General features: G+C 43.8%; 14 protein-coding genes and 1 tRNA gene. 12 read left to right on the plus strand and 3 right to left on the minus strand.

The window, feature by feature from the left end; all coding sequences use genetic code 11:
- Nucleotides 1–152: 152 nt before the first annotated feature.
- From AC0LWN_RS06685 to AC0LWN_RS06695, 3 genes are all read left to right on the plus strand, one after another.
- The gene (locus AC0LWN_RS06685) at nt 153–725 is read left to right on the plus strand and encodes a xanthine phosphoribosyltransferase (RefSeq protein WP_458963205.1); all 573 of its coding nucleotides are present in this window, start codon (nt 153–155) and stop codon (nt 723–725) included.
- Between the two features lie 104 nt (nt 726–829).
- Nucleotides 830–1147 (plus strand): hypothetical protein, encoded by a 318-nt coding sequence (locus AC0LWN_RS06690; RefSeq protein WP_458963206.1) that lies wholly within the window; start codon nt 830–832, stop codon nt 1145–1147.
- A gap of 121 nt (nt 1148–1268) precedes the next feature.
- Complete coding sequence (locus tag AC0LWN_RS06695; RefSeq protein WP_474663792.1) at nt 1269–1487, plus strand: hypothetical protein; 219 nt, start codon at nt 1269–1271, stop codon at nt 1485–1487.
- Nucleotides 1488–1549: 62 nt separating this feature from the next.
- Here AC0LWN_RS06695 and AC0LWN_RS06700 read toward each other — a convergent pair whose 3' ends face one another.
- Nucleotides 1550–2005, minus strand: coding sequence for a YhjD family protein (locus tag AC0LWN_RS06700; protein ID WP_474663793.1), 456 nt, complete (start codon nt 2003–2005; stop codon nt 1550–1552).
- A 177-nt stretch (nt 2006–2182) separates the two neighbouring features.
- Between AC0LWN_RS06700 and AC0LWN_RS06705 the strand changes: the two genes are divergently transcribed.
- A tRNA-Leu gene (locus AC0LWN_RS06705) sits at nt 2183–2266 on the plus strand.
- 71 nt (nt 2267–2337) lie between these two features.
- Here AC0LWN_RS06705 and AC0LWN_RS06710 read toward each other — a convergent pair.
- Complete coding sequence (locus tag AC0LWN_RS06710; RefSeq protein ID WP_474663794.1) at nt 2338–4242, minus strand: BglG family transcription antiterminator; 1905 nt, start codon at nt 4240–4242, stop codon at nt 2338–2340.
- Between the two features lie 160 nt (nt 4243–4402).
- Between AC0LWN_RS06710 and AC0LWN_RS06715 the strand changes: the two genes are divergently transcribed.
- The 7 genes from AC0LWN_RS06715 to ptsP are packed head-to-tail and all read left to right on the plus strand — an operon-like array spanning nt 4403 to nt 10414.
- Nucleotides 4403–4711, plus strand: coding sequence for a PTS sugar transporter subunit IIB (locus AC0LWN_RS06715; protein WP_458963431.1), 309 nt, complete (start codon nt 4403–4405; stop codon nt 4709–4711).
- Nucleotides 4712–4726: 15 nt separating this feature from the next.
- Nucleotides 4727–5956, plus strand: a complete 1230-nt coding sequence (locus AC0LWN_RS06720) for a PTS sugar transporter subunit IIC (protein WP_474663795.1) — start codon at nt 4727–4729, stop codon at nt 5954–5956.
- A gap of 20 nt (nt 5957–5976) precedes the next feature.
- Nucleotides 5977–6324, plus strand: coding sequence for a PTS lactose/cellobiose transporter subunit IIA (locus tag AC0LWN_RS06725; RefSeq protein WP_474663796.1), 348 nt, complete (start codon nt 5977–5979; stop codon nt 6322–6324).
- An 18-nt stretch (nt 6325–6342) separates the two neighbouring features.
- Nucleotides 6343–7782 (plus strand): glycoside hydrolase family 1 protein, encoded by a 1440-nt coding sequence (locus AC0LWN_RS06730; RefSeq protein WP_474663797.1) that lies wholly within the window; start codon nt 6343–6345, stop codon nt 7780–7782.
- A gap of 45 nt (nt 7783–7827) precedes the next feature.
- Nucleotides 7828–8409 carry a YczE/YyaS/YitT family protein gene (locus tag AC0LWN_RS06735; RefSeq protein WP_474663798.1) on the plus strand — a complete coding sequence of 194 codons (582 nt, stop codon included), beginning with the start codon at nt 7828–7830 and terminating at the stop codon, nt 8407–8409.
- A gap of 17 nt (nt 8410–8426) precedes the next feature.
- Nucleotides 8427–8708, plus strand: a complete 282-nt coding sequence (locus AC0LWN_RS06740; protein ID WP_458963214.1) for a phosphocarrier protein HPr — start codon at nt 8427–8429, stop codon at nt 8706–8708.
- Nucleotides 8693–10414 carry a phosphoenolpyruvate--protein phosphotransferase gene (gene ptsP / locus AC0LWN_RS06745; RefSeq protein ID WP_474663799.1) on the plus strand — a complete coding sequence of 574 codons (1722 nt, stop codon included), beginning with the start codon at nt 8693–8695 and terminating at the stop codon, nt 10412–10414. Before AC0LWN_RS06740 ends, ptsP begins: the two co-directional genes overlap by 16 nt.
- Before the next feature lie 27 nt (nt 10415–10441).
- Here ptsP and AC0LWN_RS06750 read toward each other — a convergent pair whose 3' ends face one another.
- Nucleotides 10442–11350, minus strand: a complete 909-nt coding sequence (locus AC0LWN_RS06750) for a LysR family transcriptional regulator (protein WP_474663800.1) — start codon at nt 11348–11350, stop codon at nt 10442–10444.
- Nucleotides 11351–11480: 130 nt separating this feature from the next.
- On the opposite strand from AC0LWN_RS06750, the gene AC0LWN_RS06755 reads away from it, so the two are divergent.
- Nucleotides 11481–12197, plus strand: a complete 717-nt coding sequence (locus tag AC0LWN_RS06755; RefSeq protein WP_474663801.1) for a GDSL-type esterase/lipase family protein — start codon at nt 11481–11483, stop codon at nt 12195–12197.
- Nucleotides 12198–12253 lie beyond the last annotated feature (56 nt).

Consider the following 12253-nt stretch of genomic DNA (forward strand, 5'->3'; position numbering starts at 1 on the left):
ATAAAAATGGCGATGCTCAAAGGATAGCCTTGTGCAGTCCATATAGTACAGGTTATGATGATGAGCAGAGGGACATGACTTCTGCCTAATGCTTAAGTGGGGTTATTATAGTAGAACGTCTGAAATATAAAGGGTAATGGAGGTTCATAGCCATGGAATTATTGAAACAACGGATTTTGCAGGAAGGGGTCGTCGTTTCCGATCAGGTGCTGAAGCTGGATGCACTGCTCAACCACCAGGTAGACCCTGAGCTGACGATGGAAATGGGACGGGAGTTTGCCGGGAGATTTGCTGATGCTGGAGTGACACGGGTAGTTACCGTGGAATCCTCGGGTATTGCCGTGGCATTTGCCACCGCTTACGAGATGAAAGTGCCGCTTGTTTTTGCCCGCCGCAAAAAAACGCTGCTTGCCGATCCCGACGCCTTGTGCGAGAGAGTGCCTTCATTTACGAAGGGTATCGTTACAGATATCATGCTGTCCCGCCAGTACATTTCTCCGGACGATAAAGTCCTCTTTATCGACGACATTATCGCCAATGGGGATGCTGCGCGCGGCTTGATCAAAATCATCCAGCGCTCGGGCGCTGAACTGGTCGGACTGGGTGTGGTTGTGGAGAAAAGTTTCCAGGCCGGGGCAAGAACGATCAGGGAGCAGGGCATCCGGCTGGAGTCGCTTGTCAGAATTACGTCTCTTAGCGAAGGAACAATTGTCTTTGACAATTAAACAGTGACAAATACAGGAACGCAGCCTAATTTTGCAACAACTGCTTTTCACCCTATAACTTTTCCTTTATAATGGGTATCAGACATGAGAGAGGAGGCGTCACAATGGGGAAAGAACCGGTGACAGAGCAATTTTTTATTGATAAATTAACCGAGGCCAAGGATCATTTCGAGCGTGCGCTGGATTGCAAACATACGGAGTTCGACGATCTGTACCCCTATATGATTGAACATCCTCAGTTTTTCTGGTATAAACGTTATGTTGCTTGGTCGGAGCTTCTGACCATCACAAGTTTGTGTGAAGAGCTGTCCTTCAACTGGAGACAGAATTTCACGGACCATCAGGTGGAATACTTGGAAGAACGTGTGATGTCCGCTAAAGTTCTTGACTTCTGGTTTGAGAAGAATGAAGCGCTGATATAGGAACTTCATAAGATATACATTGATGTGATTGGCAAGCAATTAGACCCGAATGGTTTATCATTTGGGTCTTTTTCATGAGTGGAAAGGGTAGATTAAGTGTAGAAAGGAGACTTTGGACCGCATGATCAGTGATGAACAACTGGATGCTTACCGGATATCCGGAGAGCGTATACGTGTTGTGCGTGACGGCTTGGAGAGCAATGATGTAAAAGGTATTGTCCTGGCCTGGGACGAGTCTCAGGTGATGATCCGCCGCCCCAATAAGCGGGTAGTGAAGCTGGACCGCAACTATATATACCAGCCTTATACCGAGCCCAGACAAAATCCTGAGAATTTATAAAAAGCACAAGCAGCCCCGTCCGGTTATGGACGGGGCTGCTGATCTATAGACGGCAACAGTTCTTAAATTGACAAAGCCATCTGTTCTGCTGTTTCTTCCCGGGGAATACCATGAATCTCCGGTGACAAGCCGAGATAGGCGCGCATGCGCTGCATCATTTCATTGCGGAAGCCGGGCCACGGGATATTTATCTCACCGGCATATCCCCGGCAGGAATACTGGGCTTCTACGCCGCGTTGATCCTGGCGGATAGTGGTGATCTTCAGATTATGCGCGTTAAGCTCACGGGTGATCTCCTGCAGCATCAGCGAAGTTTTCTTCGTTGCACCGGATACCAGCTCCATGTATAGCTGTGGAGTCTTGAACAACCCGCTTTTGCCGATCACCCGGCAATCGCGTTCAAATACTTTATGAATAAACGTTAGCAGCAGATAGCTTCTGACAAGGGACATTTCGCTATGGGTTATTTCTTCAGGGAGTGCTGCAGAGTGTAGTGGATTTCTCTTGGTAGTCGCCATATAAATCACCTCATTTATAGTATGCGAACCTTTGTTCTTATTATACCCTGTTTCCACAAATAAAAGCAATTATTATACAAAAAATTCATTTACATAAAATCATTATAAAAAGATTGACTTCACAATTTCATCGTGGTATGATCTATCTTGTGGCCGCGAAAATGGTCATTGAAATATGCGGTCGTGGCGGAATTGGCAGACGCGCACGGTTCAGGTCCGTGTGGTAGCAATACCGTGGAGGTTCGAGTCCTCTCGACCGCATCAGCTTTTCAATGAATAAGCTTCTGAATTTCCTTTGTTGGAGATTCAGAAGCTTTTTCGTTCTTATGGGATTATTCCCAGCAGGCGATTAGTTGATTGACAAAATCATCAAAGTGCTCCAGGGATGACAGCAGATTCACATTTTTGTCGTCCGTTAATATGGTGGCGTGTGCATCGAATACGTCGCGGAATATTTTTCGATCCTCTCCGCTGACGGTGATTAACAAAACAATTTTCACGGTAGAATGATCCCACTTGATGCCATTTGGATTCAAATAAATGAACATACCCGTTTTGCGGGATTCCATTTTGATCGCATGAGGAATAGCCACTTGTCCGAACGCGGTAGAGGACATCGCTTCCCGTTCCATAATTTTGGTGAAAAAATCTTCATCCGTATAACCGTCCCGGTTCATAATTTGACAGATAAACCGTAAAACCTCTTCTTTCCCGGACCTTGCCGTAGAGCTGCAGAAATGCCTTTCGTCCAAAAAAGATTTTAGATGGAGCTTAAATTGATTTTTCTTTTTTTGCTCTTTTAGCTCAAATATTTTGTTCGACACTTTCTCCCGGTCGCTTTCGACAAAAAACGGAGTAATCACGACATATGGGACTTCCGGAATTTTGTGCAATTGGGCGGAAGAAATAATAAAATCGCTGGATGCATGATTCAAATCGCTTTCGTCTGTGACAATCGAATGAATTGAAATATCGTCGCCAAAATACTGCTGCAATTTATTGATCATTTGCACATTCATGTTGTAGTAGAGCGGAAACAGCACTGTGCACGAAATTTTTATGTTCGATTGCCGCTGCAATTCTATGGCATACCCCAGGTGAAAAGCCAAATAAGCAATTTCATCGTCGCTGATCCTAAACCCGGTTTTTTCTGTAATTACATGGGAAGCGTGCACGGCACAATCGTAAATGAGCGGGCATTCCCTTTTGATCGTGTTCGTTAACGGATTTTTCGTTGAATGGTTGTTTTTTAAGCGCATCAACAGGTTTTTTACATGCAGCGTAAAACGGGTAATAAAATCGGCATCGGCAATACTGATATAGTAATACTTATCCAAGTTGGAGGCGATTTCGCTGACCAAATCAATACAGTCTTTCCCGGCAATCTCTTTTAGGTCGCTGACTTCAATTTGCGTAAAGTTGACGTTTGTCCCATTGCACGTTATCAGGAGCGCCAAATCGGCGATTTCCTCTTCCGAGTATGACACATGAAAATAGGCTTCCAGTTTAAAGGCGATTTCCTTGGCGATTACATACGCGGTGTTGTCGGCATTATAATTTAAGGTCTTATTTAAAAACTGAAAATCATGCTTCATTCTGTCTAGCGCAATGGTGATATGGATGATCACATTGGTTAAATAAAAATCATTGGTGAAAAAGTGATGGGAAGAAAAGGCTTCAATAACGACTTTCCGAATGTAATCTACATTCAATTCATCATAAAACCTTTTAATTTTATCTATGTCGATAAAGCTTCCGTCGGCCTCCTCGTACAAAATGCTGCTCATTAGTTTACGCTTGTCCTTTTCATTGCCGCTCAAACTTAAATGATCCTTAACTAAACTCAATTCCAGGTTATTTTTGGCAAGCTTTTCCTTAATCAGCTTTAAATCCAGCCTCAGCGTGGACTCGCTGATAAACAGGGCATCGCTTAAATCATAAATATATATAGGCTGATTGGTGTGCACCAGTTTTTTCAGAATATAAGCGATTCTTTCAGATTGCGTTTGCGGGATCGCTCTTTGTTCGTTGGTCAGAAAAGTGTTTACCTGATCCGTATCGACTTTATAGCCTGTATTCGACGACAGGATTAACCCGCGGTGAAGCTGATTAATTTCGCTGATATAAGATTTGATGGTACGTTTGGACACGCCATACTTATCCGCCAAACTTTGCGACGAAATCCAATGGTTGCAGGAGCTTAAATATTGAATTAAATCAATATACTGTGTTTTCATAGGCGTTTCCCCACTTTAAAATGTTGCACCTAAGGGGTGCAGTTTTTTATTTGAGACCGGTTTTGGATTTGTAATATAGTTTGGTTGTAGCAATGACAGCGCTGTCACACCACGATTATAAAGAAAAGCGAGGAGGATTACCATGGCAAATGCAGGCGAAGTGCTTAACGTGTTGCTAATCTGCGGGTCGGGAGCAAGCTCCGGCTTTATGGCTGCCAATATTCGCAAGGCCGCAAAAAAAAGAAACTTGAATATGGACATCAAAGCCAGAGGGGAAGCGGAAATCGAAAATTACATCCATGATATTGATGCTTTATTAGTCGGTCCCCACTTGGCATATATCATGGATGACATTAACGAGGTTACCAAGGATACCAATGTTAGAGTGCTCTTAATGAAGCCTTCTTATTATTCCACTTTGGATGGGGAAGCGGCCTTGGATGATTTGCTGAGTGAGTTGAAGAGCTAAAAAGGGGATGAAAAAATGAATAAATTAATGGAATGGCTCAAAAACGATTTCGCTCCGAAGATGAATAAAGTCAATAACAATGTATGGATCATCACGCTCAAGGATTCCGTTATGCAACTGTTGCCTTTCATTCTTCTGGGATCGGTATTTTGCCTGCTCACCATCCCCGGCGATGTCTATCATATCAAAAACTACCCTAATTTCTGGGTTCCGTTCGGATGGACGATGGGCATGCTTTCGCTGCTGATTTCTTTCCTGATTCCATTCAATTTGATGGAGAAAAAGAAGCTGAGAAAGCAGCGCTTTATCGCCGGCTGCACCAGTTTGATTGTTTTCCTGATTATCATTACTCCTCAGGTCGTCAAAGACGGTACGGTTGGCTTTTCCCATAGTTCTTTGGGAAGCGGAGGCATGTTCGTTGCTATCATCGCCGCTATTTTCACCGGATATATCATGAGTCTATTCGGAAAATTCTCTTTTTTCAAAGAAGATTCCGTCATTCCGGATTTTGTCAGAGCCTGGTTTGATTCCATGCTGCCCATCGGGATCACTTTGGTTGCGGCTTGGGTGTTGGTTGATATCGTTCATGTTGATATATACAACATCATTTTAAATATTTTTATGCCTTTGGCGGGCGTGGTAGAGACGCCTTGGGGATTCATCCTGATTATATTTTTATACTGTTTCTTATATTCCATGGGGATCTCCAGCTGGGTGTTAACCCCTGTCACCAAACCGATTTTTCTGGCGGCCATTACCGCAAACGCAACCATGGGGGCGCATAATCTCGTAACGTCTGAAACGATTTTTTCGGCATACCTGTTTGCAGGCGGTGTGGGCTGTACGTTGCCCCTGGTTATTATGCATATGTTCTCTAAAAGCACCAAGCTAAAAGCGCTGGGCCGGGCAAGCTTTATACCCGCCATCTTTAATATCAACGAGCCTTTGGTGTTCGGTTCTATCGTATGGAACCCCCTATTGATGCTGCCGATGTGGATCATCGGGATCATCTTGCCGGCGCTCGCTTGGATAGGGACGAAAGTCATTCCTTTCGGCTCCATCCCGAAAGTGCTCTTCGATCTGTGGTACGTTCCTTTTCCGATCTCCACGTGGATTACGACAGGGACGGTCACAGGCATTATTCTGATGCTGATCTGCGTCGCGGTAGCTACGCTGATTTGGTACCCATTTTTCAAAACCTACGAAAAACAAGAGCTTGAAAAAGAATCGCCGCAAACCAATTAATCTGTTAAGGGGACTTTATTATGACATCGGAACAAGTGGCTCAAGAGGCGATGCAAATCATTTTGCACGCCGGGGAAGCAAGAAAGCATTGCACGGATGCGCTAAAGGACATTGAGAATAGCGACTTTGCCGGAGCAAAGGAGAAGATGAAATTAGCCAACGACGAAATTGTAATCGCCCATCGTGTGCAAACGAACTGCATCCAAAAGGAAACGGAAGGCGAACAAGGAGAGTACTCGGTCTTATTCGCCCATGCGCAAGACACGCTTATGACGATTTATAGTGAAATTAATATTGCCAAGCGGTTAATCGACATTTTCGAGAGCTTTAATCAGAGGCTGACCCAATTAGAAATGAACAGTAAATAAAGGGAGGAAGTAATAATAATGAAAAATATTCCACCAGGATTTCCAGCCGATTTTTTATGGGGAGGAGCTATTGCTGCCAACCAAGCAGAAGGCGCTTACAATGTGGACGGAAAAGGGTTAAGCGTAGCAGATATTAATGAATATACGGCTGAAATTCCTTTAGATAAAAAGTACAATACAGAGCTGACTATGGACTATATTAAGGAAGCTATGCAGAATGAAGAGCGGATTTTTCCAAAACGTTGGGGAATCGATTTCTATCACACTTATAAAGAAGACTTGAAATTGCTCAGCGAGCTTGGACTAAAAACCTTTCGCACCTCGATCAATTGGACAAGAATTTTTCCGAACGGCGACGAAGAGCAGCCTAATGAAGAAGGCTTGAAATTTTATGATAACCTGATCGACGAAATCATAGCAAACGGGATGGAGCCGATGATCACCCTGTCCCATTACGAGATGCCGCTTCATTTAACACTGGCTTATAAAGGCTGGTACTCCAGAGAAATGATCGAATTTTTTGTCCGCTTTAGCCAAGTGATTCTTGACCGGTACCATAACAAGGTGAAATATTGGATTATTATTAATCAAATCAATTTAATTGTTCATGAATCCTTTAACCATCTGGGCATTGCGGAGGATGTAGTGGATGATTTAGCCTCCGCCAAATATCAGGGTGTGCATAATGAAATGGTAGCTTGCGGTTTAGTTACGAAGTATGCCAAAAGCCTGGGTTCCGACTTGCAAATCGGGATGATGCTCTGCGGTGGACCAGCCTATCCGGCTACCAGCAAACCGGAAGATGTATTCGCCACTGTTCGCAATAATCAAATGGAGTACTTTTTCTCCGATGTTTTAATGCGAGGATATTATCCTGGCTATGCTTTCCGTTATTTCCACGACAACAATATTACCGTTGAATTTGCGGAAGGCGACGAAGAAGCCTTGAGAAATACGGCTGACTTTATGTCATTTTCCTACTACTATACCCGCATTTTTGATGCAGAAAGCTTGAAAAACAAAACAGGACCTTACCGCAATTTTGAACTTCCGGCCAATTCGTGGGGATGGACGATTGATCCTACCGGTCTCCGCACCATGCTTAACCTGTTCTATGACCGGTATCAGTGCCCTATTTATATCACGGAAAACGGGGTTGGCTACCATGACAAATTAGAAGAGAATGATTCGGTCCATGATCCTTATCGGGTTGACTATTACCGGGCTCATATCGAGCAAATGAAAGAAGCCATTAAGGATGGGGTGGATCTAAGAGGCTATTATGCTTGGGGGCCTATTGATATCATTAGCTGTTCTTCTTCGGAAATGAGCAAACGCTACGGATTTATTTACGTAGATCAGGATGATTACGGCAAGGGCAGCAAGAAGCGCTTGCGTAAGGACAGCTTTTATTGGATGCAGAAAGTAATCGCTTCCAATGGAGAAAACTTGGACTAAAGGATGCGTAAATACCCGATACCTATGACATTTGGCGGACGATTGGTGATTGTTGCCGTTGCTATAGGGTTAACCGCGCTGGCAGTCAATTTGTTTATCGAATGCAATATAGGGTCCGATACATTAACGGTTTTATTGGATGGATTGCATAGAAGCACCGGAATGAGTGTAGGCTTGGCCAGCTTTTTAGTAAGTATTGTTTTTCTGGCAGCGGGTCTTTGGCTAGATCGCCGCTCAATCGGTTTTTCTTCCATCATGTATTCCTTTTTGGTAGGGCCCTTCATAAATTGGATTCATCCGTTCATTGCCAATATGGAGCTGGCGGATTTACCGCTATTCAACAAAATCGTCATCGTCATCCTGGCTAACCTTTGTTTCTCCATCAGTTATGTGTTGTTGATGAATTTCGGCGATGGTATGTATGCGATAGATGCGGTTTTGCGATATCTGGAGTCAAAATTCGGATTAAAGTATGCTTTTGCCAGAATCGGCGCAGATGCCGTCTTTTTAAGCAGCGGATTCCTGTTCGGCGGGATCGTGGGGATCGGAACAGTGATCGCTTTTGCATTAACGGGGCCGGGAACTGTAATGCTCCAAAAGATACTAATAAAGAGAAATTTTGCATAGAAGGGGAGATAGAAACTATGGTGAAAAAAACATTTACAGTCATTGACGAGGTAGGCATTCACACGCGTCCGGCTTCTATCCTGGTTCAAGCCGCAGGCAGGTACAATGCGGAGGTGAACATCGAATATAACGGCCGGACCGTTAACCTGAAATCAATTGTGGGCGTGCTGTCTTTGGGGGTTCCGCAAGGAGCTCAAATTCAAATTGATGCGGCTGGTTCCGATGAGGATAAGGCGATCCAAGGGATTGAAGAAGCATTGAAAAAGGAAGGGCTCGGCGAACCATGCGAAATCATCTGAAAGGAATCGGCGCTTCAGCCGGTATAGCGATCGCCAAAGCCTACCGCCTGGAGGAGCCGGAACTGCAAATCGTAAAAAAGAGCACCCGGGACAAGGATGCCGAAAAACGGCGACTGGAGCAGGCTATCAGCCGCTCCAAAGCGGAGCTTGAAAAAATTACGGATTACGTAAACCGCGAGCTTGGCGCGGATAAAGCGGAAATTCTCGCTGCCCAGTTATTAGTGTTAAATGACCCGGAGCTGTTAAATCCGGTGTTCGAGCGGATAGGCACGGAAGGCGTAAATGCTGAATTTGCCTTAAAAGAATCAGCCGACAGATTTGTTTCCATGCTGGAAGCGATGGAAAACGAATATATGCGGGAACGCGCCAAAGACATCCGCGATGTAACAAATCGGGTGACCGCTCATTTATTAGGCGTGCAAATTTCCGATCCCAGCTTGATTTCCGAAGAAGTTGTCATCATCGCCGGGGATTTAACACCTTCAGATACCGCGCAGTTAAATCGCCGATATGTGAAAGGGTTTACGACGGATATCGGCGGCCGCACCTCCCATTCGGCGATCATGGCCCGCACGATGGAAATCCCGGCCGTTGTCGGCACAAAAGAAGCTACGTCCAGGATTGAACACGGCGCTGTGGTAATTGTTGACGGATTAGAGGGCGAAGTCATCATCGACCCGTCACCAGAAACGATTGCCCGATATGAAGCGAAAAAAATAAAATACGAAACGCAAAAAGCGCAGTGGGCAAACCTGGTTCATGAGCCGACAGTAACGAAAGACGGCGTGCATGTCGAACTGGCCGCGAACATTGGTACACCGGCTGACCTTACAAGTGTGCTGGAAAACGGAGGGGAAGCGGTTGGGCTTTACCGTACGGAGTTCCTTTATATGGGGAAAGACCGGCTACCGACAGAGGAAGAGCAATTTAACGCCTATAGAATCGTGCTTGAAAAAATGCAAGGAAAGCCGGTGGTGGTCCGTACTTTGGACATCGGCGGCGATAAGGAGCTGGCTTGCCTGAAGCTGCCCAAAGAAATGAATCCGTTTTTAGGCTTCAGAGCGATTCGTTTATGTCTGAATGATCAGGCTATTTTCCGTACACAATTACGCGCCCTCTTGCGTGCCAGCGTCTATGGCAACTTGAAAATCATGTTTCCTATGATTGCGACACTTTCTGAGTTTAGAGAAGCTAAGGCAATTACATTAGAAGAAAAAGCAAAGCTTGCAATAGAAAATGTAAAAGTAGCGGAGCAAATTGAAATCGGTATGATGGTGGAAATACCGTCTACCGCTGTCATGGCCGATCAATTTGCCCAAGAAGTCGATTTCTTCAGCATCGGCACCAATGATTTGATCCAATATACCATGGCTGCCGATCGTATGAATGAACGCGTATCCTACTTATATCAACCCTTTAACCCGGCGGTTTTGCGGCTGATTTCAATGGTCGTTGACGCAGCGCATAAAGAAGGAAAATGGGTTGGCATGTGCGGGGAAATGGCCGGCGATCCTATGGCTATTCCTATATTGCTCGGCCTGGGGCTCGACGAGTTCTCCATGAGCGCAGCCTCGATCCTTCCGGCACGCGCGCAAATCAAAGAGTTAGCCAGTGAGCAGGCAAAAAGCGTTAAAGATGCCGTCCTGTCCTTGAAAACGTCTGAAGAGGTCGTTGAGCTTGTAAAAAAGACATTTTATATTCCATAACTCTTATATGAAGACAGCTCCTCGAAGCTATAAGCTCCGGGGAGCTTTTTTGGTAACATCGATTGTACTAAGCTTAGAAAAATAGTCAATAGCAAACTGACGAAACAATCGCGCTGCCTGTGGCAGATAGCGTTCTGCAGTATATGAGAGTGATAGGGTTCTTTCACAAACAGGTTCTTCAATATGTACAAGCTTCATAGAAGATCCCGTAGATCCTCCCCACGTGATTGCAGGTATAAATGCGATACCTTGTCCTGCTCTAATAAGACCACGAACAGTTGATGGATCGTCGCTTTCAAAAATAATATGAGGGAGAAATCCGGCATGCTGGCAAAATCTATCGGTGACTTCCCGAAGCCCCTGACCTGCTTTTAGGCTGATGAAATCCTCGCCTGCGGCCTCGCTTAGATGGATACTCGTACGTGTAGCTAGAGGATGCTCAACGGGAACTGCGAGAAAGATTTCTTCTTTTACAATAGGAATACTATTAGTACCTTCAAGCTTAATGGGGGATGAGGAGATACATAAGTCAAAATCCGGTTTGGTTATTGAACTGGGGAAATGCTGTATAAGGTTGAAGCTTATATGCGGGTACTGCTTACGAAAAGAACTTAAAAGTTCTGGCAATAGATTAGAAGCAGCCAGTACTGCCAGCTTCACGCCCCCAAATGTCTTTCCGGCTAAATCATTTAGTTCATTTTTGCCATCTTCTATGGCAGTCAATGCTTGTTCTACTTTTTTTAAGAACGCTTTACCATATTGATTTAGCTGTATATGCTTTCCGCGGCGGTCAAACAATAAAACTCCGAGTTCCTTTTCTAAAAGTGAAATAGTTTTACTAAGTGCCGGTTGAGGGATATGTAGTTCTTCGGCAGCCCGCGTTACGTGTTCATAACGGGCAACGGTTTGAAAATATTTAAGCTGTAATAGTTCCATAATTAATCCTTCCATACATTGAAATGTATATATATTATATACAATTATATATTAGACGCTATATATTTCGGGTTTATAATAAAAAATAAAGCAGTGAATATCAGGCTATTGAAACGGAGTGATGATTATTATGACAACAAATAGAATGGTGGAACTTTTACAAGATCCGGAAATTAAAGAAGCAATAGAACAAATGGAGTACAATAATTTCCTTGAATATAAGAAAGGTTTAATAAAGAAATATAAGATGCGTAATCAGTATATTAAAAAGGGGCAGATTTTATTTGTAGGCTCCTCCTTAATGGAGCATTTTCCTATTGATGAAATGCAGTCTGTTGTAGGCTTAGACCGTGTAATCTATAATCGTGGAATTGGCGGCATTACTACAAATGAACTGCTAACCATAATGGATGAGTGTATTTTTGATTTAGAACCATCGAAGATTTTTATAAATATTGGATCAAATGATATTGGTGGCGGTTTAGATGACGGTAAAAAAGAAATATTACTAGAAAACTATAATGAAATTTTGAATCAAATTAAAAAACGCTTGCCTAAATGTGAAGTATATGTGATGGCTTATTATCCGGTAAATTCAAAGGGGGATTTTGGGTTAGAGCCGGAAAGCCAGAAAAGCATGTTTGCTTCACGCAATAATGCCAATATTATGATGGTAAATGAAGAAGTAAAAGCATTAGCTATGAAACTAGGGCTCAACTTTATTAACGTTAACGAAGGTTTGACAGATGATGAGGGGAATTTGAAAGCAGAGTTTACTGTGGAAGGCGTTCATATGTGGCCAAACGCATATTATGTCATTCTTGAGAATATGAAAAGATATTTATAAGTAAAGGCGGTACAGGGGTTGCTTCTCCTGTCCGCCATTTCAAGGATTACCGGTTC

This window comes from Paenibacillus sp. sgz302115, from assembly GCF_056120445.1.